This window comes from Mesorhizobium sp. WSM4904 (assembly GCF_029674545.1).
Taxonomy (GTDB): Bacteria; Pseudomonadota; Alphaproteobacteria; order Rhizobiales; family Rhizobiaceae; genus Mesorhizobium.
This window is the reverse complement of record NZ_CP121354.1, coordinates 2,697,716-2,719,252: the sequence shown is the minus strand read 5'-3', so window position 1 is coordinate 2,719,252 and position 21,537 is coordinate 2,697,716. Positions and strand designations below refer to the sequence as shown.

Annotated in this window: 22 protein-coding genes; 11 read left to right on the top strand and 11 right to left on the bottom strand. The window is 64.8% G+C overall.

Annotation, left to right across the window (positions count from 1 at the left end):
• Window positions 1-5: 5 nt before the first annotated feature.
• The 3 genes from QAZ47_RS12955 to QAZ47_RS12945 are packed head-to-tail and all read right to left on the bottom strand — an operon-like array spanning window position 6 to window position 4,223.
• Window positions 6-1,889 carry an ABC transporter ATP-binding protein gene (locus tag QAZ47_RS12955; RefSeq protein ID WP_278233497.1) on the bottom strand — a complete coding sequence of 628 codons (1,884 nt, stop codon included), beginning with the start codon at window positions 1,887-1,889 and terminating at the stop codon, window positions 6-8.
• Window positions 1,886-3,781, bottom strand: a complete 1,896-nt coding sequence (locus QAZ47_RS12950) for an ABC transporter ATP-binding protein (protein ID WP_278233496.1) — start codon at window positions 3,779-3,781, stop codon at window positions 1,886-1,888. The genes QAZ47_RS12955 and QAZ47_RS12950 overlap by 4 nt, the downstream gene beginning before the upstream one ends.
• Window positions 3,782-3,806: 25 nt before the next feature.
• On the bottom strand, window positions 3,807-4,223 hold the full coding sequence (locus tag QAZ47_RS12945) for a hypothetical protein (protein WP_278233495.1): 417 nt from the start codon (window positions 4,221-4,223) through the stop codon (window positions 3,807-3,809).
• 460 nt (window positions 4,224-4,683) lie between these two features.
• On the opposite strand from QAZ47_RS12945, the gene QAZ47_RS12940 reads away from it, so the two are divergent.
• Entirely contained in the window at window positions 4,684-5,142 is a 459-nt protein-coding gene (locus tag QAZ47_RS12940; RefSeq protein ID WP_278233494.1) for a tRNA (cytidine(34)-2'-O)-methyltransferase, read from the top strand.
• A 247-nt stretch (window positions 5,143-5,389) separates the two neighbouring features.
• Window positions 5,390-5,833 (top strand): redox-sensitive transcriptional activator SoxR, encoded by a 444-nt coding sequence (gene soxR, locus QAZ47_RS12935; RefSeq protein ID WP_278233493.1) that lies wholly within the window; start codon window positions 5,390-5,392, stop codon window positions 5,831-5,833.
• An 8-nt stretch (window positions 5,834-5,841) separates the two neighbouring features.
• On the opposite strand, the gene QAZ47_RS12930 is transcribed toward soxR, so the two are convergent.
• Complete coding sequence (locus QAZ47_RS12930; protein WP_278207144.1) at window positions 5,842-6,099, bottom strand: hypothetical protein; 258 nt, start codon at window positions 6,097-6,099, stop codon at window positions 5,842-5,844.
• 120 nt (window positions 6,100-6,219) lie between these two features.
• Here QAZ47_RS12930 and hemF point away from each other — a divergent pair, with 120 nt between their 5' ends.
• The 5 genes from hemF to QAZ47_RS12905 all read left to right on the top strand — a co-directional run bounded on the left by hemF (window position 6,220) and on the right by QAZ47_RS12905 (window position 10,150).
• A complete protein-coding gene (gene hemF / locus QAZ47_RS12925) occupies window positions 6,220-7,134 on the top strand; it encodes an oxygen-dependent coproporphyrinogen oxidase (protein ID WP_278233492.1) in 915 nt (304 codons plus the stop codon).
• A 50-nt stretch (window positions 7,135-7,184) separates the two neighbouring features.
• Window positions 7,185-7,637 (top strand): DUF1344 domain-containing protein, encoded by a 453-nt coding sequence (locus QAZ47_RS12920; protein WP_278233491.1) that lies wholly within the window; start codon window positions 7,185-7,187, stop codon window positions 7,635-7,637.
• 392 nt (window positions 7,638-8,029) lie between these two features.
• A complete protein-coding gene (locus QAZ47_RS12915) occupies window positions 8,030-8,215 on the top strand; it encodes a DUF1059 domain-containing protein (protein WP_059188453.1) in 186 nt (61 codons plus the stop codon).
• Window positions 8,216-8,383: 168 nt separating this feature from the next.
• Window positions 8,384-9,064, top strand: a complete 681-nt coding sequence (locus tag QAZ47_RS12910) for a hypothetical protein (RefSeq protein ID WP_278233490.1) — start codon at window positions 8,384-8,386, stop codon at window positions 9,062-9,064.
• 102 nt (window positions 9,065-9,166) lie between these two features.
• The gene (locus QAZ47_RS12905) at window positions 9,167-10,150 is read left to right on the top strand and encodes a S8 family serine peptidase (protein WP_278233489.1); all 984 of its coding nucleotides are present in this window, start codon (window positions 9,167-9,169) and stop codon (window positions 10,148-10,150) included.
• A gap of 27 nt (window positions 10,151-10,177) precedes the next feature.
• On the opposite strand, the gene QAZ47_RS12900 is transcribed toward QAZ47_RS12905, so the two are convergent.
• From QAZ47_RS12900 to QAZ47_RS12890, 3 genes are read right to left on the bottom strand one after another with little or no spacing between them, the layout of a single operon-like run.
• Complete coding sequence (locus tag QAZ47_RS12900) at window positions 10,178-11,446, bottom strand: CCA tRNA nucleotidyltransferase (RefSeq protein ID WP_278233488.1); 1,269 nt, start codon at window positions 11,444-11,446, stop codon at window positions 10,178-10,180.
• The gene (locus QAZ47_RS12895) at window positions 11,443-12,075 is read right to left on the bottom strand and encodes a CoA pyrophosphatase (RefSeq protein WP_278233805.1); all 633 of its coding nucleotides are present in this window, start codon (window positions 12,073-12,075) and stop codon (window positions 11,443-11,445) included. The genes QAZ47_RS12900 and QAZ47_RS12895 overlap by 4 nt, the downstream gene beginning before the upstream one ends.
• Window positions 12,075-12,704 (bottom strand): DUF1285 domain-containing protein, encoded by a 630-nt coding sequence (locus QAZ47_RS12890; RefSeq protein ID WP_278233804.1) that lies wholly within the window; start codon window positions 12,702-12,704, stop codon window positions 12,075-12,077. Before QAZ47_RS12890 ends, QAZ47_RS12895 begins: the two co-directional genes overlap by 1 nt.
• A gap of 145 nt (window positions 12,705-12,849) precedes the next feature.
• Here QAZ47_RS12890 and QAZ47_RS12885 point away from each other — a divergent pair, with 145 nt between their 5' ends.
• From QAZ47_RS12885 to QAZ47_RS12870, 4 genes are read left to right on the top strand one after another with little or no spacing between them, the layout of a single operon-like run.
• Window positions 12,850-13,854 carry a MoxR family ATPase gene (locus QAZ47_RS12885; RefSeq protein ID WP_278207138.1) on the top strand — a complete coding sequence of 335 codons (1,005 nt, stop codon included), beginning with the start codon at window positions 12,850-12,852 and terminating at the stop codon, window positions 13,852-13,854.
• A complete protein-coding gene (locus QAZ47_RS12880) occupies window positions 13,854-14,849 on the top strand; it encodes a DUF58 domain-containing protein (RefSeq protein WP_278233487.1) in 996 nt (331 codons plus the stop codon). The genes QAZ47_RS12885 and QAZ47_RS12880 overlap by 1 nt, the downstream gene beginning before the upstream one ends.
• Entirely contained in the window at window positions 14,846-17,662 is a 2,817-nt protein-coding gene (locus QAZ47_RS12875) for a DUF4159 domain-containing protein (RefSeq protein ID WP_278233486.1), read from the top strand. The genes QAZ47_RS12880 and QAZ47_RS12875 overlap by 4 nt, the downstream gene beginning before the upstream one ends.
• A gap of 3 nt (window positions 17,663-17,665) precedes the next feature.
• Entirely contained in the window at window positions 17,666-19,753 is a 2,088-nt protein-coding gene (locus QAZ47_RS12870; protein ID WP_278233485.1) for a hypothetical protein, read from the top strand.
• 171 nt (window positions 19,754-19,924) lie between these two features.
• Here QAZ47_RS12870 and clpS read toward each other — a convergent pair whose 3' ends face one another.
• The 4 genes from clpS to QAZ47_RS12850 form a co-directional block, all read right to left on the bottom strand.
• Window positions 19,925-20,230 carry an ATP-dependent Clp protease adapter ClpS gene (gene clpS / locus QAZ47_RS12865; RefSeq protein WP_040989718.1) on the bottom strand — a complete coding sequence of 102 codons (306 nt, stop codon included), beginning with the start codon at window positions 20,228-20,230 and terminating at the stop codon, window positions 19,925-19,927.
• A gap of 177 nt (window positions 20,231-20,407) precedes the next feature.
• A complete protein-coding gene (locus QAZ47_RS12860; RefSeq protein WP_278233484.1) occupies window positions 20,408-20,737 on the bottom strand; it encodes a hypothetical protein in 330 nt (109 codons plus the stop codon).
• 151 nt (window positions 20,738-20,888) lie between these two features.
• A complete protein-coding gene (locus QAZ47_RS12855; protein WP_278233483.1) occupies window positions 20,889-21,158 on the bottom strand; it encodes a hypothetical protein in 270 nt (89 codons plus the stop codon).
• Between the two features lie 40 nt (window positions 21,159-21,198).
• On the bottom strand, window positions 21,199-21,501 hold the full coding sequence (locus tag QAZ47_RS12850) for a hypothetical protein (RefSeq protein ID WP_278074991.1): 303 nt from the start codon (window positions 21,499-21,501) through the stop codon (window positions 21,199-21,201).
• Between the last annotated feature and the right edge of the window lie 36 nt (window positions 21,502-21,537).

Genomic DNA, 21,537 nt, shown 5'->3' with positions numbered 1-21,537 from the left:
GCGTTCTACTCCGCTGGCCGCGTCTCTTCCAGCACGCTTTCCTCATTGAACAGGAAGCCGCCGGACTGCCGCTTCCAGAGCCGCGCATAAAGACCGTCGAGCGCCACCAGCTCGTCATGCGTGCCCTCTTCGACGATGCGGCCGCCGTCGAGCACGACCAGCCGGTCGAGCGCGGCGATGGTGGAGAGCCGGTGGGCGATGGCGATGACGGTCTTGTCCTCCATCAGCCTTACCAGGTTTTCCTGGATCGCCGCCTCGATGTCGGAATCGAGCGCCGAGGTCGCCTCGTCGAGGATGAGGATTGGCGCATCCTTGAGGAAGAGGCGGGCGATCGCCACGCGCTGGCGCTGGCCGCCGGAGAGCTTGACGCCGCGCTCGCCGACGTAGGCCTCGTAACCGGCCCGCTGGCGATTGTCGCGCAAGCCCATGATGAAGTCGTGCGCTTCGGCCTTGCGCGCCGCGGCGATCACCTCGGCATCCGTCGCGTCCGGCATGCCGAGCTTGATGTTGTCGCGCAGCGAGCGATGGAACAGCGCCGTATCCTGGCTGACCACGCCGATATTGGCGCGCAGCGAATTCTGCGTCACCCCGGCGATATCCTGGCCGTCGATCAATATCTTGCCGCCCTCGAGGTCGTAGAGGCGCAGGATGAGATTGGCTAAAGTCGTCTTGCCGGCTCCAGACGGACCGACCAGCCCGACCTTCTCGCCCGGCCGCACGACGAGATCGATGCCATCCAGGACCCCTGCCCCCTTGCCGTAGTGGAAGGCGACGTTCTTGAGATCGATGCGGCCTCCCGCAACCACCAGCTCCTTGGCGCCGGGGGCGTCGGTCAGGCCGAGCGGCTGCGAGATCAGCGCCTTGGAATTCTCCAGCACGCCGAGATTCCTGAGGATGCTGTTGAGCTGCATCATGACCCGACCGAGCAGCATGTTGAGCCGCAGGACGAGAGAAAGCGTGAAAGCGACGGCGCCGACAGTGATCGAGCCTTCCACCCAGAGATAGACGGCAAGGACCGCAATCGACGTGATCATGATGCCCGAAAGCGTCGTCAGCGCCATGCGCACGCCGGTCAGCCGGCGCGTGAACGGCCGCAGCGCGTCGAGATAGATGCCGAAGCCGCTGCGGATATAGCGGTCGTCGCCGTCGGCGGCGAACAGCTTCAGCGTCTGCACGTTGGAATAGGAATCGACGATTCGGCCGGTGATCATCGAGCCGGCCTCGGCGGTCGCCTCGGCATGTTTGCGGATCGCCGGCAAGTAGAGCCTGGCCAGCCAGGCGAAGGCGGCGATCCATGTCACCACCAGCACCGCCAGCCGGAGGTCGAGACTAGCTACCAACGCCAGCGTCGTCACCGTGTAGACGATCATGAACCAGACGACTTCGATGAAGCTCTCCATCAGGTCGCCGGTTGCCTGCCCCGCCTGCCAGACCTTGGTGGCGATGCGCCCGGCGAAATCGTTCTGGAAGAAGGCGTAGGACTGGCGCGAGACATGCCTGTGCGCCTGCCAGCGCACCAGGCTGTAGAAGCCCGGCGTGATCGTCTGCTCGTCGACGAGCGCCGAAAGGCCGACCACCAGCGTGCGTATGATCAGCACCACCGCGCCCATGAACAGAAGCTCTGGCCCGGCGGCGGCCCAAAGCGCGTGCCAGCTGCGTTCGCCGGGAAGCTGGTCGAGGATATCGACCAGTCGCCCGACGAAGTAGAACAGTCCAGCCTCGACCAGCGGCGCGATGCCGCCGATGATCAGCATGGCGAAGAAGGCGAGCTTCGCCTGTCCGACATAGTGCCAAAGAAAGCCGCGGACGCTGGCAGGTGGCCGAAGATTCGCGGGCTCGCGGAACGGGTAGACCCAGCTTTCGAACCAGCGATAGACGGCCTTCATCATTCCGCGGCTTCACCCTTGGCCCCAAAGTCATGGGCAATTGCATCGTTGGCGGCCTCGGCAGGCGCGTCGTCGAGCAGGAAGCCGCCCGACTGGCGCTGCCAGAGCTGGGCGTAAAGCCCGCCCTTGGCGACGAGCTCCTCGTGGGACCCTTCCTCGATGACGCGGCCCTTGTCCATGACGACGAGCCTGTCCATCGCAGCGATGGTCGAAAGCCGATGTGCGATGGCAATCACGGTCTTGCCCTGCATCAACTTGTAGAGGTTCTCCTGGATCGCCGCCTCTGCTTCCGAATCGAGCGCCGACGTCGCCTCGTCGAGGATGAGGATCGGCGCGTCCTTCAGCATAACGCGGGCAATGGCGATGCGCTGCCGCTGGCCGCCGGACAATTTGACGCCCCGGTCGCCGACATGGGCGTCGAAACCCTTGCGGCCGTTGTGGTCCGAAAGCCCTTCGATAAAATCGAGCGCCTCCGCCCGCCGCGCCGCCTCGAGCAGCATTTCGTCCGTCGCGTCGGGTCGGCCGTAGAGGATGTTCTCCCGCACCGACCGGTGCAGCAGCGAGGTGTCCTGCGTCACCATGCCGATCTGCGCGCGCAGCGAATCCTGCTTTACCCCGGCGATCTCCTGGCCGTCGATCAGGATCCGGCCGCCTTCCAGGTCGTAGAAGCGCAACAGGAGGTTGACCAGCGTCGACTTGCCGGCGCCGGAGCGGCCGACTATGCCGACCTTCTCGCCGGGCTGCACGGCGAGCGACAGGTTCTCGATGACGCCCTTCTGCTTGCCGTAATGGAAGCGGATGTCCTCGAAGCGGATCTCGCCCTGGCTGACGGCGATGTCCTTGGCGCCCGGCCTGTCCTCGACCAGTCGCGGCAGCGAGATCGACTGGATGCCGTCCTGCACCGTGCCGATGTTCTCAAACAGGCCCGACATCTCCCACATGATCCACTGCGACATGCCCCACATCCTGAGCACCAGGCCTATCACCACGGCGACGGCGCCGATCGTCACCGCATCGGCGAGCCACAGCCACAGCGAGATCGCCGTGACGGTGAACAAAAGCAGCGAATTCAGGATGTAGAGCAGGCCGTAGAGCACCGTCACCAGGCGCATCGAGCGGTAGACGGTATCGAGGAAGCCCGCCATGCCTTCCCGAGCGAAGGCCGCCTCGCGGCGCGCATGGGAGAACAGCTTCACCGTCTGGATGTTGGCATAGCTGTCGACGACGCGGCCGGTCATGGTCGAACGTGCATTGGCCTGTTCCTCACCGACCTTGCCGAGCCGCGGAATAAAATACCGCAGCAGCGCGATATAGCCGATCAGCCATACACCCAAGGGTGCGGCCAGCCGCATGTCGGCCGAGCCGACGATGAACAGCATGCCAAGGAAGTAGACGATGACGTAGTTGAGGACGTCTATAACCTTCATGACGCAGTCGCGCACGGCGAGCGCGGTCTGCATCAGCTTGGTGGCGATGCGGCCGGCGAACTCATCCTGGTAGAAAGCCATCGACTGTTTCAGCAGGTAGCGATGCACCTGCCAGCGGATGCGCATCGGATAGTTGCCCATCATCGTCTGCTGATTGAACAACGAACGCACCCAGACCGTGCCGGGCAGCGCAAACAGCACGATGAAAGCCATGCCGGCCAGCTTCCAGCTCTCGGTCTGCAGGAAGGTTTCCCGGTTCTGCGCCGATAGCCAGTCGACGATGCGGCCCATGAAACCGAACATCCACACTTCGGTGATAGCGATCGCCGCCACCAGCACTGCATCCACGGCGATGTAGGGCCAGACGCCGCGTGTGTAGTGCACGCAAAAGGCAACCAGCGTCTTCGGCGGCTCGACCGGCTCCGCGGCGGGAAACGGATCGAGCCTCTTTTCAAACCAGCGGAACATTCCAGGCACTCGACTGTCCATGCGCTCACGCGGCGCGGGATTGATGGGGTAGGTTCATCGGCCGCGCGGCGCGACGGGCCGGCGATACGGACTCATCCGTATCGCCAGCCCTGCTTCGCGCAATATAGGGTGTCGCTGGCTTTTCGCCGACAGGCTCGCCAGAGGATCCTGACGGTCCCGAATTTCCCGACGAAAAGCTGTCGCCGGCCCGCGTTTTGCCGGCTGGCCGGAACATCCTCGCGATGCGGCGCACCAGCGAAGGCCGGCCGGGATCGGGCACGGCGCGCGAGAAATCGACATCCGGCAGCATGCCGCGATGCGGTCGCCGGCGCGTCTCGGCATGCACCGCCGACGAATAGGTCTCGCCGATCAGCAACGCCCAGGTCGCCATCTTGCGCTCGTGCAGGCTTCTCGAGCCGGGTATTCTGAATGGATCGAACATCGGTCCGTCCTCCATGTGCAAATGCATTAAAAAGGGTGATACGAACTCGACCTCCGGCATTCGGCCGGAGGCGCAAAATGCCTCGGTCGGGACGCGGCTGGAGACGTCGGTCCGGGCATGTTGAGGCGGGGCGCGGCGCCCCTTTGGCAGTTTGAAAAACATCGCAAGATTCCTTCGAAAGCCGAAAACTGGTTCGGCGGGAATCGGTGCGATGAGGTCTTAAAGTGTCAGAAGAATCGTCGTACCGAAACCGCCGCTGGGCATACTGGAGCCCCGGAGAGGAGCTGCCCGGAAAGGAGCTGGAAGTGCATGGTCATCATGTGGTCCCCCTCCTTCCGTTCGGGTTGACGATGGGCGGCTTATACTCGACTTCGCAGAAAATGGCCACCCGCCAGTCCAGAAATCGCCAAAAGCTGGAGCGGCCTGTGGCCGATATGCCACTTATTAGAAGGATGCGGAAATGAACGACCGTCTCCGCATCGCGCTCTACCAGCCGGATATCGCCGGCAACACCGGCACAATCCTGCGCTTCGACGCCTGCCTTGATCTCGGCGTCGACATCATCGAGCCGGCCGGTTTCCCGCTCTCCGACCGGGCGCTGAAACGGGCCGGCATGGACTATCTCGAAATGGCGGCGCTTGCCCGCCATGCCGACTGGCACGCCTTCGAGGATTGGCGCCAGACGAATGCGCGTCGGCTGGTGCTGCTCACCACCAAGGCAGAGACCGCCTACACCGATTTCGCTTTCGCTTCCGGAGATATCCTTTTGTTCGGCCGCGAATCCGCCGGCGCGCCGGAAGAGGTTCACCAGGCGGCGGACGCGCGACTGACCATTCCCATACGGCAAGGCGCGCGCAGCATCAACGTCGCCTTGTCCGTCGCGATGGTCGCTGGCGAAGCGCTTCGCCAGATCGGATAGGATCCCTACCCTCCCCTTTGTGGGGAGGGTGGCAAGCGGAGCTTGCCGGGTGGGGGTCGAAGGCCACAAAGTACCCCCACCCCGTTCCGCGGCGTCGCTACGCGCCGCCGCTCCACGACCCTCCCCACAAGGGGGAGGGTAATCAGCGATTCTCACCCAGGCGCACATCGCCTTCTCCTGCATTTGCCCTATCAACGTTTGTTCGCTACAAGCTCAACCTAACTTGAGGTCAAGCGGAAAGTGCGAGATGGCTCCGGTACGGGAATTGACGGTCGGCCAAGTGGCAATGCGCAGCGGCGTGGCGGTTTCGGCGCTCCACTTCTACGAGGCGCGCGGGCTGATCCGCAGCCATCGCACGGCAGGCAACCAGCGCCGCTACGGCCGCGACGTGCTGCGGCGGGTGGCGATCATCCGTGTCGCCCAGGAGGTCGGCATCTCGCTCGCCGAGATCGCCGCGGCGTTCCAGTCCCTGCCCGAAGGCCGCACGCCGACGCGCGAGGATTGGAATCTGCTTTCAACGGCTTGGCGCGACGGGCTCGATCACAAGATCAGCCAGTTGAAGAAGCTGCGCGACGGGCTGACGGACTGTATCGGCTGCGGCTGCATGTCGATCGACAAGTGTCCGCTCCGAAACAAGGAAGACCGGCTGGCCAGGGAGGGCACTGGAGCCAGACGGCTGCTGGTGCCCTGACAATTTGCTCAATCCGCCGCCGGCAGCCGCCGCATGGTGAATTCTATGACGTCGCCTGGGCGTTCGAACCAGCTTTCGATCTCTGTCCAGTAGGCCTGCTTGGGGAAGCGTTCGAACCATTCCTTCGCCTTGAGGCGCGCGGCGGGGCGCGGCAGCACGAAGGTCTCGCGCAGGAATCCGTCGCGCGGCGCTCCTTCACGCTCGGCCCGCGAGCGCTCCAGCCTCTTCCTCAAGCCATCCAGCGGCGGTCTTGCCGGGGTGCGCATGAAGGAACTCCCTTGCACCTTGGTCAGACGGGACTTGACCCTTCCCTTTAAGAGATTAGGGATCGCGCGCAGAAAAAACGAGTCATTTGTCGGGCAAGCAAGCCCGGACTGGAGACGGAATTGGAACGACCCGACATTGCGGTGGGCCTGCCGGACGACATCGAACAGAAGAAGATGAAGGCCCGCCTCTGGTTCGAGGCGCTGCGCGAGCGCATCTGCGCCACATTCGAGCAGATCGAACAGGAACTCACCGGACCGCAATCATCCTGGTCGCCCGGGCATTTCGAGAAGACTGCCTGGGAGCGCGACGAGGGCAAAGGCGGCGGCGGCACGATGTCGATGATGCGCGGCCGCGTCTTCGAGAAGGTCGGCGTGCACACATCGACCGTCTACGGCGAATTCTCTCCCGAATTCCGCAAGCAGATCCCCGGCGCCGAAGAGGATCCGCGCTTCTGGGCAAGCGGCATTTCGCTGATCGCCCACCCCTGGAACCCCAACGTGCCGGCCGTGCACATGAACACGCGCATGGTCGTGACCACGCGCCATTGGTTCGGCGGCGGCGCCGACCTGACGCCGGTGCTCGACCGTCGCCGCACCCAGGACGACCCTGATACGCTCGCCTTCCATCGCGCCATGCAGTTCGCCTGCGAGAAGAACGCCGCCGTGGCCGACTATCCGAAATTCAAGGCGTGGTGCGACGAGTACTTCTTCCTGCCGCACCGCAACGAGGCGCGCGGCATCGGCGGCATCTTCTTCGACTGGCTGCATTCGGGCGAGGACAAGGGCGGCTGGAACGCCGACTTCAATTTCGTCCAGGATGTCGGGCGTTCTTTCCTCGTCGTCTATTCCCACCTGGTGCGGGGCAATTTCAACCAGAACTGGACCGATGGCGACCGCGACGAACAGCTCATCCGGCGCGGCCGCTACGTCGAATTCAATTTGCTTCACGATCGCGGCACCATCTTCGGCCTGAAGACCGGCGGCAATGTCGCCTCGATCCTCTCCAGCCTGCCGCCGGAGGTAAAATGGCCGTAACAATCCGGTGAGCGAGGCGCTGGCCGCATTGAGGTCCCATTCGCCGAATCTTGGCGCGCAATGTGGCGGCGCCGATTTCTTTTTCGTCTAATATCCTTTTGAAAAAATTGATCTATTTAAGGTTGCCGGGCCGGGAAGCGCCGGCGGTTCGTCTCCCATGGGCCGCGACCCGACGCGACCGGACGGCCCTGATCAAGAGGGCGCCTTCCCATACGGGTGCCCGCATTCCAGGAGAGCATGCCATGCGCAAGCTTATCGTGACGGCAGCAGCCGCTGCCTTTATCGCCTCCGGTGGCGCCGCGTTCGCCGCGGTCAAGCACACCACGGGCACGGTCAAGAGCTTTGATGGAACGGCCATGAGCCTTGTTCTGGACAATGGATCGACCTTCACCCTGTCGAAGGCCTTCAAGGATCCGGGCATCAAGCCGGGCGAGAAGGTCCGCGTTTCCTGGGATATGAGCGGCAAGAACAAGATTGCCGAGGCCGTCAAGATCATGAAGTGACGGCCTTGCGGCCTTGGCAAGATCATGAAGTGACGGCTCGCGCGGATCAATGCATGTCGCCCAAAGTGCGCAGCGGTTTTGGGAGAACGACATGCATCGAAACAAGGACTTGAAGCGTGTCGCTTGAATCCGCTTGAACTCGACGCGGCTTAAGCAAGATCGGGCAGCAAGGAGGCGGAGCAGCACTGCTCCGCCTTTTTGGGTTTCAGCGCTTCGTCCGGCCGCTCCGGACGGCACGACTCTTGATGCAACCGAAGTCGGCGACATGTGTTATGGTTGTCCACTCGAGCAATTCCAGGGAAAGTGCCCAGCGGTTTCCATGCGGGATTGCGTAAAAACAATGACTGGAGTGGTCAGAGCCGAACCGCTCCGCAGCGAGGAAAGGAAAACCCATGAAGGAATTCCAATGCGGGACACTCGTTCCAGGCTGTGACTGGCACACGCGCGCCGAGGAGGAAGCGGAGGTCATGCGCCGTGCCGTCGAGCACATGCGCGAGACCCACGGTGAAACCATTATCCGCGAGACAATGATCGAGGCGATCCGCTCCCGCATCCAGAAGGTCCGCGACGCGGCCTGAAGCATCCGCTCGCGGATTTCGCACGACCACCAACAGGGACGGCGAGCGGGATGCAGCATTCGGGCGCATCTCGCTCTATTTGCGTCCCGGCCGCCGACGATGGTCGGCTTCTCTGAATTCAAGCAAAACTTATATTCGTATCGGCTTGGATAACCCCGCGGTAACGGTATGCATGCGATCGTCGCGCGCATGATCCGGTCACAGGCGGCTGTCCGAGGAGCCGTCGCCACCTGGCGCTGGCCGGGTCTGGTGGGACGAGGTGCCTCGCGCATGCGCGAAAGATCCGACAATCGAAGCGGTTCCCGCGCAGCGGCGCTTCTGTTTTGCGCGTTCCTCGGCGCATCACCGGCGGCCGCTCAGGAAATGACCACGTCGCTCGTCGATATCCACCAGGGCTCGCCGCTCAGTGAGCGCGCGAGAGGGCTCGGCAATGGCGGCTACGACCTGCAAGACGGAAGCTGGGTCTCGTTCAATCGGTGGTACCATGCCAATTGGGTCGACATGCATGTCGATTTTCTGACGCAGCTTACCGAAAACAGCGGCATTCTGTGGGGCTTTGGGACCGGCGAACAAGCGAAGAAATACCGCATAGCGCCGAGCCTCAAACTCGGTTTTCTCACCCAGACTCATCCGAGCCTGAACAGCACGCTGTCCCTTTCTGTTACCTCGACCTTCGGCGGCAAGCTGACCGAAAGGCCTTGCGTGGCCGACTACGGGGACCTGGGCACCTACAGCGTCAACTGCCGGCTCGCGGCCGGCGAGACGGCGCCTGAGGAAACGCTGAAATATCTGGTTAACGCTACACCCGAAAGGCTGCGCCTGTGGCTCAACTACCGTGTTACTTTCTGATCGCCGGGATGCCGTGCATGAGAAATCTTCCTGCTCCCGAACTTGGCGACCGTCCGTTCTCGTTCCTGCCATCCTCGTTTCTGTCTGACCGGGAGTAAGACCATGTCTGGTAATTTCTGGAAATTCGGCATTGCCGCGGCTCTCGTCCTTCTGCCGGCATCGATGGCGTCAGCGCAGGAAGCTCCCGACGCGGAAGAGACGGCTGCGCTGTGCCACGGCGGCGGGTCCATATGCGTAAGCGCAAAGATCCCGGTCGTGAAGGCAACGACTCAGGCGGTACAGAGCTGGATGAGCGCCGATGTCGGCGCCGCATGGGCCGCCGGCTACAAGGGCCAGGGCGTCACCATCACCATCGTCGACGACTTCAGCAGCTCATCCCGCTTCTCCGGTAATTTCGGCATCGGCGTGCAGACCCTGCGGCACGGCGAATGGACGCGCGAGGAAGCCAGCATGATCGCGCCTGCAGCGACCATCCGCTCCAAGGACTTTTCGACGGGCTCGACCGTCCCGCTGGCGGCTGGCCGCAACGTGCTCAACCTCAGTTACGGCATGTATGCCAGCGCCGGCTACGGCGTGAACCAGATCGGCTGGGCACCGGAGGAGTCCTCGATCATCTCCTACGCCACCAAGGGATCGGCCATTGTCTCGAAGGCGGCCGGCAACGACTCCGTCGCCGTCGGCGGCGTCACGGGCGGCCAGCAGGATTATCTCGATCTCGCCCTGATCGGCAAACCGACAGCGATCTTTGTCGGCGCGCTGTCGACAAACGGCACGACAGCCAACAAGGCTCAGCTTGCCTGGTATTCGAACTATGCCGGCTCCAACACCGCCGTGCAGAGCCACTTCCTCGTGGTCGGCGTCGAAGGAAATAAGACCGGCCTTTACGGCACGTCCTTCGCTGCGCCCATCATCTCGGGATACGCCGCGATCATCGGCAGCAAATTCACCAGCGCGACACCGGTTCAGATCACCAACGACCTGCTCAACACGGCCCGCACCGACACGCTGGTCAATTACAACCCAGCCGTCTACGGCAAGGGCGAGGCAAGCCTGTCGCGCGCCCTGGCCCCTGTGGCGATCCATTGAACGGCACCGATCGACCGGCCGATCGATTTAACCCTCGAGAGCCTTCGCGGCGCGTTCGAGCAGCGCGCCGCGATCCAGGATGAACCCGGAATCCGCCCATTCCTTCTCGAGTTCTTTCAGCGTGGCGCCAAGCTTCGGGCCGGGCGACGCGCCGAGTTCGGTCAGGTCGGCGCCCTTGATCGGAAAGGTCGGCCTTTCCCATTTCAGGGCGAAGCCGAGCAGGCGCGAGAAGCCGCCGGCTTCCACCATGGCCTGATTGTCCTCGACGGCGCGCGTCCGCGCGGCGGCGAGAGCGAGCCGCAGCCGATCGAGGAAGCCTTGGCGATCACCGAAATAGAGCTTTTTCGAAAGTTCCGTCTCGGTGGTCTTGGGCTCCGGCGAAGCCGTCAGCGCCCATTGTTTGAGCCGTTCGCCCTCGCCGGTCGAAAATCTCAGCCTTTCGGCAAGTATCTTCATGCGCGCGGCATCCGGTGGAACCATTGCCTCCAGTCTGAGCAGCGGATCGGCTGCCCAGCCGAGATCCTTTTCGGTCCTGACCAGCCCGTGGATGGCGTCGATGCCCCACTTCTCGCTCTCCGGCAGCACGGCGGTGAGAACGCCGGCCTGGCGCATCCACAGCAGGGCGCGCGAGGGATCGGGTGCCGAAAGCAGCTTCTTCAATTCGGACCAGACGCGCTCGGCCGAAAGCCTGCCGAGCCCGTCCTTCAGCCTGGCGCAGGCCTTCAAGCCCTCGGCATCGGGCCGGCCGTCGCCATACCAGGCAAAGAAGCGGAAGAAGCGCAGGATGCGCAGATAGTCCTCGCGGATACGCGCTTCCGCCTCGCCGATGAAGCGCAGCCGCCGTGCCTCGATGTCGGCGACGCCGCCGACAAGGTCGACGACCGTCCCGTCGGCCTCGGCATAGAGCGCGTTGATGGTGAAGTCGCGCCGTTCGGCGTCAAGCTTCCAGTCACGCCCGAAGGTCACTTTCGCCCGCCGGCCGTCGGTCTCGATATCGGCCCTGAGCGTCGTGACCTCATAGACCTTGCCGCCGGCGATCGCCGTGACGGTGCCATGCTCGATCCCCGTCGGCACCGTCTTGAAGCCGGCAGCCTCGGCGCGGCGGACCGTTTCCTCTGGCAGGGTCGTCGCGGCGACGTCGATATCGGCGACCGGCTGGCCGATCAGCGCATTGCGCACCGCCCCGCCGGCCACGCGCGCCTCCTCGCCGCCCTCCTTCAGCGCGGCAAGCAGCTTCTGCAGATGCTTTTCGCCGAGCCAGTCGGCGCGGCCTGTTAGAGACACCTCGGCGCTCACGCATAGAGCCTTTCATAGAGCGTGCGGATGATGCCGGCGGTGACGCCCCAGATGCGCTGTCCGCCATAGGGCATCTCGTAGAAGAACCATTCGAGGTCGTTCCACATGCGGCTGTCGCGCGCGTGGTTGACGGGGTCCATCAGGAAGCGCAGCGGCACTTCGAAGGCGGCGTCGACCTCGTCGGCATTGAGCGTCAGCGAAAAGCCCGGCCGCACCACGGAAAGCACCGGCACGATGCGATAGCCGCTGCCCGAGATATAGTCGGGCATCCGGCCGATGATTTCGATGTGGCCGCGGTCGAGGCCGATCTCCTCGAATGTCTCGCGCAGCGCGGTGGCCTCGGGGCCAGGATCGGTCGGATCGATGGTGCCGCCGGGAAAAGCCACCTGGCCGGAATGGCTGCGCAGTCTCTCGGCGCGCTTGGTAAGCAGCACGGTCGCGCCATCGGCGTGATCGATGACCGGGATCAGCACTGCGGCGTCGCGCAGCGGCTTCATGTGCTTCAATCTAGGGTGGCCGGGATTGAAGCGGTGATCGCCGAACTCGTCGCCCGGTAGCACCTTTGCCTGCGCCGCGGCACGGGCGCGAAAATCCGCGATAGAGAACGGCACAGGCGACACCTGGTCCATCACGCGCTGAGCCGCTCGAGTTTTTCGGCCGGCATGATCGGATAGACCTCGCCACCGGAGCGGACGGCGAACATCGCCTTGCCGTCGATATCGATCTTTTCGCCATGTTCGACCAGCTCATACATCACCGGTCGCGCCACCAAGGCCTCCAGCCTCCCACGCACCAGCACATAGGGTTTGAGCCCACCGGTCGCGTCCTCGTCGACGAAGCGAAGCGGATGGCCTGGCCCGGCGGTGACGACGTCGCCGACATTGGTGCGGAAGGTGATGACCTGCTCGTCGCCTCTCCCCGACACGTTCATCTCGACGGCGACGAAGGGCGCGTCGGCGACGCGGATCCCCACTCGCTCCACCGGTGTCACCAGATAGGTCTTGCCGTCGGCGTCCTTGCGCAAGACGCTGGAAAACAGCTGCACCAGCGGCATGCGCCCGATCGGCGTGCCGAGATAGAACCAAGTTCCGTCGGCCTTGATCTCCATGTCGAGATCGCCGCAGAAGTCCGGATTCCAGCGTTCCACGGGGGCTGGTCCCTTGCCGGCTCGCGCCGCTCGCGAGATCAGCGCTTCCAGCCCACGCGCCTCCGTGGCGCCGGTCAGGCTCTGCTCGCTATGTCCGGAATGATCGGTCATGGTCACGAAATAGTCACTGTTGTTTCGCTTGTCAGCCTAAGTCTGTGATTTAAGTTCAATCGCAGGCGCCAGGCGAGGCCGAATCGCAGCATTCTGCGACTTTGAGAGTGCAGGCCGGTGTTTCCAACCACAAGGATCGAACGGCATGAGCGTGATGATCAAGGAAAGTCCGTTGAGCGACAAGGCGATGATCGAGGAAGCCGAGAAGGCGCTGGCCGACATCTCGAAGGTCCGCGACGCCGTAGGCCGCGTGATTTTCGGCCAGGAAGCCGTCGTCGAGCGCACGCTGGTGGCGCTGCTTGCCGGCGGCCACGCGCTGCTCGTCGGTGTGCCGGGCCTCGCCAAGACCAAGCTCGTCGAGACGCTTGGCATCGTGCTTGGCCTCGATTCCCGCCGCGTCCAGTTCACGCCCGACCTGATGCCGTCCGATATCCTCGGCTCGGAAGTGATGGAGCAGGACGAGTTCGGCAAGCGCTCCTTCCGCTTCATTTCCGGGCCGATCTTCACCCAGCTTCTGATGGCGGACGAGATCAACCGCGCCTCGCCGCGCACCCAGTCCGCGCTGCTGCAGTCGATGCAGGAATACCACGTCACCATCGCCGGCGCCCGCTACGATCTGCCTTCGCCCTTCCATGTGCTGGCGACACAGAACCCGTTGGAGCAGGAAGGCACCTATCCGCTGCCGGAGGCGCAGCTCGACCGCTTCCTGATGCAGGTCGACATCCTTTACCCGGATATCGAGGCCGAACGCCGCATCCTGCTCGAAACCACCGGTGTCGAGGAGGCCAAGGCCGACAACGTTCTGCAGCCGTCCAGGCTGAAGGAAATCCAGACGCTGATCCGCCGCATGCCGGTGCCGGAAAGCGTCGTCGAGGCGATCCTCAGGCTGGTGCGCTCGGCCCGCCCGGGTCAGGGCGATGCCGACACCGACAAGCACGTCGCCTGGGGTCCGGGTCCCCGCGCGAGCCAGGCGCTGACACTGTGCGCCCGGGCGCGCGCCCTATATGATGGAAGATTGGCGCCGTCGGTCGACGATATCCGTGCGTTGGCCGAGCCGGTGCTGCAGCATCGTATGGCGCTGACTTTCGCTGCCCGCGCCGAAGGCACCTCTGTGCGCGACGTGGTGGCGAAACTGGCAAAAGGCATCTGATGGGTCGAATAGGCGAGGTCCAGGCACCGGTTGCGACGCGCGACGCGCTCGCCCGTGGCCGGCTGCGGGCCTCTTTGGTGCCGGACCTGCTGGTCGAGGCGCGCCGCATCGTCAACACGGTGATCGCCGGCTGGCACGGCCGCCGCAAGCGCGGCATCGGCGAGAATTTCTGGCAGTTCCGCCCCTATGTCGAGGGCGATTCCTCGCGCATCGACTGGCGCCGCTCGGCGCGTGACGACCACACCTACGTGCGCGACCGCGAGTGGGAGGCGGCTCATACCGTCTGGCTCTGGTCCGACCCCTCCCCCTCCATGCTCTACAAGTCGGCGGGGGCCGGCGTTTCCAAGGAGTCGCGCGCGCTGGTGCTGGCGCTTGCCCTGGCCGAGCTTCTGTCGCGCAGCGGCGAGCGCATCGCCTGGCCGGGCCTCACCGACCCGTTCACCGCCCGCAATGGCGCCGAACGCATCGCGGCCCAGCTCAGCCATGCCGGCGAGCTGCCCGCCAAGCCTGATTTCTCGGCCATCCGCCGCTTCTGCGACATCGTCATCGTCAGCGATTTCCTCGATCCGGTCGAGAAGACGGTGGCATGGCTCGACGTGCTCGCACGCCACGGCGTGCGCGCGCATCTGATCGAGGTCGCCGACCCGGCCGAGGAGACCTTTCCCTATGCCGGCCGCACCGAATTCACCGATCCCGAGACCGGCGACAAGCTGACCGCCGGCCGCGCCGAGACACTTAAGGACGAATACCGCCTGCTCTACACCGCCCGCCGCCAGGAACTGGCCGGCTGGTGCAAGCGCCTCGGCTGGAGTTTCACCGTCAACCACACCGACCGCCTCGCTTCCGAAGCGCTCGTACGCGTCCACATGGCGATGACCGCCGATAGCAGCCGTCCGGGGCTGATTGTTGGCGGCAGTCGTGCAGGGTTGACTGCCGGCGGCGGTTATACTGGGCTGACCGCCAGCGGCGGTCATGCCGGAAAGGCGGTCGGATGAGCTGGCTGCCGCTTTCCTTCGGCGCGCCGATGGTGCTGTGGGGTCTGCTGGCCCTGCCGGTTATCTGGTGGCTGCTGAGACTGACGCCACCCCGGCCGCAGACCGAGGTCTTTCCGCCGCTGCGGATCCTCGCCCGCGTCCTGAGACGCGAGGAGACGCCGCATCAGAGCCCCTGGTGGCTGACGCTGCTGCGCCTGCTGATGGCCGCCCTTGTCGTCACCGCGCTCGCCGAGCCGGTTTTCAATCCGCGCGAAAAGCTGCCGGCGGAAGGCTCGGCTCTGGCGCTGGTCATCGACAATGACTGGGCAAGCGCGGCCGACTGGGGCAAGCGGGTCGCCACCGCCGAGCGGCTGATCGCCGATGCCGGCTCGAACGGCGTGCCGGTCGTCATCGCCTTCACCGCCGAGAAGCCGAATGCCGAGATCGGCCCCTTCGATGCATCGGCCGCGCTCGACCGCCTGCGCGCGGCAAAGCCGCGCCCGATCCCGACCGACCGCCCTGCCGTCTATGCCCGCGTCGCCGCAGCATTGGAGCGCCTGCCGGGCGCCAGCGTCGCCGTCCTTGCCGATGGCCTTGCCGCCAATGGCGATGAAGCGGCGTTCAAGACGCTTCTGGAAAAAAACGCCTCACGGCTGGTTTGGGCCACGTCCGACCGGCTTTCGCTGACCGGCCTGATCGGCGCCGACAACCAGGTCGACGGCTTCGCGCTGACCGCTATTCGCGCGCCCAGCGATCCGGCGCCGGCCCAGGTCACCGCCGGCGCCTTCGACGACAAGGGCCGCCGCATCTCCGACGCGACGCTGACCTTCGCGCCGGGTCAAACCACGGCCACGGGGACGATGACGGTGCCCTTCGAGTTGCGCAACGACTTCGCCTCGGTCGCGCTCGACGGCGCGCACCAGGCTGGGGCCGTGCGCGTGCTCGACGAGAGTTCCAAGCGCCGCCGTGTCGGACTGCTGTCGCAGGCCGAGGCCGACCAGGCGCAGCCGCTGCTTTCGCCGCTCTATTACATTCGCCGCGCCCTGCAGCCCTTCGCCGATCTGGTCGAACCGTCGAGCGCCGATCTGGCCGACGCCATCCCGCAGCTTCTCGACCAGAAGCCGGCGATGATCATCATGGCCGATGTCGGCAACATTCCCGAACAGGTCCGGCAACGGCTGGTCGACTGGGTGAACAATGGCGGCACGCTGGTGCGCTTTGCCGGTTCAAGGCTGGCCGCCGCCGGCAATGATGACGACCTCTTGCCGGTCCGGCTGCGCAGCGGCGAACGCGCGCTGGGCGGCGCGTTGTCCTGGACGACGCCGCAGCAGGTCACCGAATTCCCGAAGAATGGACCCTTCGCCGATCTCGCGCCGCCGACCGAGGTGACGGTCAGCCGGCAGGTGCTGGCCGAACCCACGCCCGACATCGTCGAACGTACCTGGGCGACGCTGGCCGACGGCACGCCGCTGGTCACGGGCATGAAGAAGGACAAGGGCACGCTGGTGCTCTTCCACATCACGCCGGAAGCGACCTGGTCGAACCTGCCGATCTCCGGCAGCTTCGTCGAGATGCTGAGGCGCGTCGTGCAATTGTCGCGCAACCAGGGCGCCGCGGTCGCCAATGCCGAGGCCGCCGCCGCGTCATTGGCGCCCTATCGTATGATCGGCGCCGACGGCACGCTGGTGCCGCCGACGCCGGACGCGCGGCCGCTGGTGCCGGGCGCCGGCCCGTTGCCGGTGACGCTGGAGAACCCGCCGGGCCTCTACGGCTCGGAGACCGGCGTCTTCGCCCACAACCTGCTCAACGCCTCGAGCACCTTCACGCCGCTCGCTCAGCCGCAGGTCTCGCTGCCGGTGAGCGCCATCCCCTATGCCTTCGACGAATCGGAGAACCTGAAGGGCCCGCTGGTCACGGCGGCCCTCCTTTTGATGGTGCTCGACACGCTTGCCGTCTTATGGATGGGCGGGCTCTTGTCGCGCCGGCCGCGCCGAGCCGCAGCGACCGCTGCTGCCGTGCTGATCGTGTTCGGCGGTCTCATCGGCCATGCCGATCTTGCCCGTGCGGACGATTCGAAGCCCAGCGATTCCCAGGCGATCGAGGACATATCGAAAACCCGCATCGCCTATGTCATCACCGGCGAGCCCGGCGTCGATTCGATCAGCCGCGCCGGCCTCGAAGGCCTGACCCGCTTCCTGGTCGAGAAGACGGCGCTGGAGCCCGGCCCGCCGGCCGGCGTCGACATCTCCAAGGACGAGCTGACCTTCTATCCGCTGATCTATTGGCCGATCGACGCCACCGCGCCGATGCCCAGCGAAGCTGCGATCGCTCGCATCGATGCCTATATGCAGCAAGGCGGCACGGTTCTCTTCGACACGCGCGACCAGTTCTCCAACGGCATCGGCGCCGGCTCGGCAAGCCCGGCCACCGAGCGGCTGCGCGATATCCTCGCCAATCTCAACGTACCGCCGCTGGAGCCGGTGCCGTCGGACCATGTGCTGACGAAATCCTTCTTCATCCTTCCCGAGTTTCCCGGCCGCTTCAACGGCAGCCCGCTCTGGGTCGAGACCTCGCTCGATGCCAGCAACACCGAGAACCGTCCGGTGCGCACCGGCGACGGCGTGTCGCCGATCATGATCACCGGCAACGATTTCGCCGGCGCCTGGGCGGTGGACGAAAACGGCGATCCGATGCTGCCGACCGTGCCGCCGGATCCGATGCAGCGCGTCTATGCGCTCCGCGCCGGCGTCAACATCATGATGTACATGCTGACCGGCAACTACAAATCCGACCAGGTGCACGTGCCAGTGCTGCTCGAACGGCTGGGGCAGTAGCTCATGAACTGGTCGATCTCCTTCGAGCCGCTCGTTTCCTGGCCGCTGTTCGGGCTTGTCGTCGTGCCGCTCTTGCTGCTCGCGCTCGCCGGCCTGTGGTTCCGCCAGCGCGGCTCGGTCCTGCGCTTCATCGCCCTGCTGGCGCTGGGTGCCGCGCTGCTCAATCCCGTTTTCCTCGACGAGGAGCGCGAGGCGCTGAAGAGCGTCGTTGCCGTTATCGTCGACCGCAGCCAGAGCCAGGACATCGGCGACCGCAACAAGCAGACCGACGAGGCCCTGACTGGCCTTCAGCAGCGCCTCGGCCGTTTCAAGCAATTCGACGTTCGCGTGGTCGATGCCGGCAAGTCCGAGGCTGCCGACGAGCGCACCGAAACCAGGCTGTTCGGCGCACTGGAAAGCGCTTTCCGCGACGTGCCGCCCTCGCGCATCGGCGGCGCGATCATGATCACCGACGGCGAGGTGCATGACGCGCCGGCCGGCGCGCCGGACTTCAACGCGCCGCTGCATGCGCTGATCACCGGCAACGAGCATGAAAAGGACCGCCGCATCCGTTTCGAGAACGCGCCGCGCTTCGGTCTCGTCGGCAAGCCGCTCGACATGACCTATCGGGTCATCTCGACCGAGGGCCAGGGCGGCCCGGTCGATGTCCGGGTCTCGGTCAATGGCGAGCAGGCCTCGGTCGAACATGCGACCATCGGTCAGCCGATGAAGCTTGCGGTCACCATTCCCAACGCCGGCCGCAACATCGTCCAGCTTTCAATCGATCACGAGCCGGGCGAGTTGACGGACGCCAACAACCGGGCCATCGCGCTGGTCGACGGCATTCGCGATCATCTGCGCGTGCTGCTGGTCTCCGGCGAGCCGCATGCCGGCGAGCGCACCTGGCGCAACCTTTTGAAATCCGACGCGTCGGTCGACCTCGTCCACTTCACCATTTTGCGTCCGCCGGAAAAACAGGACGGCACGCCGATCAACGAGCTGTCGCTGATCGCCTTCCCGACGCGCGAGCTGTTCGTCGAGAAGATCAAGGATTTCGATCTGATCATCTTCGACCGCTATCAGCACCGCGACGTGCTGCCGATCCTCTATTACGACTACATCTCCGAATATGTCGAAAAGGGCGGCGCGCTGCTGATCGCCGCCGGCCCCGAATATGCCGGCGAAAGCTCTATTGCCCGTACGCCGCTGATGTCGGCCCTGCCGGCGATGCCCAGCGGCGAGGTCGTCGACAAGGCCTTCTATCCGCGTCTCACCGATCTCGGCCAGCGCCATCCCGTAACGCGCGGGCTCGATGGCTCCGCTACCGAGCCGCCGCACTGGAGCCGCTGGTTCCGCACCATCGGCGTCAAGAATCCCGAGGGCGAGGTGGTGATGAAAGGGGCCGACGACCGACCCCTGCTTGTGCTCGACCGCAAGGGCGAAGGCCGGGTCGGCATGCTGCTTTCCGACCAGGGCTGGCTGTGGGCGCGCGGCTTCGAAGGCGGCGGGCCGCATGTCCAGCTCTATCGCCGCATCGCCCATTGGCTGATGAAGGAACCCGAACTGGAAGAAGAGCGGCTGACCGCCGACGGTCGCGGCATGGTGCTGGAGATCCGGCGCCAGACGATGAGCGACGATCCCGGCCCCGCCCAGGTGATCACGCCTTCCGGCAAGACGATGACGGTCAAGCTGCAAAAATCCGAGCCGGGGATTTTCACGGGCAGCCTGCAGACCAGCGAGATCGGCCTCTATCAGGTGGGCAATGGCGATCTCACCGCGCTTGCCCATGTCGGCCCGATCAACGCGCCGGAGTTCTCCGATGTCGTTTCCACGGAGGACAGGCTGAAGGCGCCGGCGGATGCGACCGGCGGCAGTGTGCGCCGGCTCGCGCCGTCGTCCATGCTTGGCAGTCTTGCCGGCGGTGTGGCGCTGCCTTCCATCGTGCCGATCCGCTCCTCGGGCGCGGCATCTGGCGATGACTGGATTGGGCTCCGCACCACCGACGACAGCACTCTCAAGGCCGTTTCGCGCGTGCCGCTGTTCGGCGGCTTCGTCGGCCTCGGCCTGCTGCTCCTGGCGATCGGCTCGATGTGGTATCGCGAAGGGCGGTAACGCCTTTTACCTCTCCCCTTGTGGGAGAGGTCGGATTGCCCCGATTTGCTCTTCGCAAATCGGATGGCAATCCTGGTGAGGGGTAGGCTGCCGTCCGGCTGGAGCATCCCTTATCCGTCTCGGCGCTGCGCCGATCCACCTTCTCCCGCAAGGGAGAAGGAAAGGAGAGCCCTACTCTTCCGGCTCGGTCGTGAACAGCAGCGGGTAGCCCTTGGCCTTGCCGGCATCGGTTGCCCGCGCGGCCTTGGTCTCGGCGACGTCGCGCGTGAAGACGGCGACCACGCAGACGCCGCGCGTATGCGCCGTGATCATCACACGATGCGCCTGATCCTCGCTGAGCTTGAATTCACCCTTGAGCACGGTCACCACGAACTCGCGCGGCGTGAAATCGTCATTGACCAGGATGACCTTGTAGAGCTTTGGCCGCTCGGTTTTCGGCTGCGTCTTGGTACGCGGTTTGAGGACAGTTTCAGGCATCGGAATTCGCCGGTTTGGGAACTGAGCAACTCCAGGAAAGCGGTTGGTGGTTTTCCATCCGGAATTGCGTGGAAGTCGCCTCGCTTGCACTCTGTCATGCAAGGAAGCTTTCGTCCATTTGCCCGCGGTGGCGGCGGGCGGACGCTCGGCCTTATGTGGGAAAGCGTTGTTTGCGGTTCAACGGCCCTGCCGGCGCATCGTTGTGCGGGATCTGCCGGAGCCGCCATCGTCCATGTCGGAATCGCGTTCCATGAACGCGGTGACCATCCAGGCGGCGAAACCGATCAGCGTCGCGCCAGTGAGCACGATCAGGATCCAGCTCTGTGCCGGCGTGATGTAGTCGAAGCTCGATGAGATCGCCGGCGCGAAAAGCTCCGGCTCGGTCCTGCCGCTGGCGGGGTCCGGCACTGGGCTGGCTTTGAGGATGATCAACGCTCTTGCCGCCGCGGTGGCAACCAGGCCGCCGAGGGTCAGCGAGCGCATTCGGGACGAAAGCCGCTTCTTCATGCGGATTGTCCTACAGCACCGGCATTGCGATCGGGTTAAGGATCAGGTTGTCGCGGCGGGAGCTTGCCGGTGCTCGGCTTCGGCCGCCAGAAAACCGCCCCAGCCGAAACAGGCTGGAGCGGCTTTGAAAAGGTGACGTGCGAAGCCTGGATCAGGGCTTCTTCTTCGCCGGAGCCTTCGCCGGAGCCATCTTCGCAGACTTCTTGACCGGGCACTTGTGCGTCTTGGTCACTCTGCAGGCCTTCTTGGCGGCAACCTTCTTCGGAGCAGCCTTCGCCGGAGCGGTGGCAGCCGGAGCGGTCGTGGTCGTGGTGGTGGCAGCCGGAGCAGCGGTCGTCGTGGCCGCGGCGTTGCCGAGAGCCGGCATCGAGAAGGCGAGAGCAACGGCGAGGCCGAGGGCGGAGAGGAGGGACTTCTTCATGGCTTCATTTCCTTTTTCATGCGGGTCGAGGAGGTGAGCGTCACTGAGCCGGGTCGACCGGTGTCACTCCAAGCAGCTTCAAAGCATTCGCGAGCATCCGGATTCCCTGTGCCTGCTTCTTGTTGGCGCAGAACCGGTTTCCCTTTCTTTGAAGTGCCTTCGCCGCGGTGACCTGCGTTGCCGCGGCATGGGTTTCGAGAGCTTCGTCGACTTGACGGCTGAGATTGGTGCAGCGCTCGGTCCGGGTCAGCGGCGCCACCTTTGCAGTGGAGGCACCGGCCGCGGCTGTGATGAGCGACATGCTGAGCAAAGCACCCATCACGCTGATCCAGAACCTCTGCATTGGTCTTGTCCGTTACTCGGAAACTCGCGTCGCAGC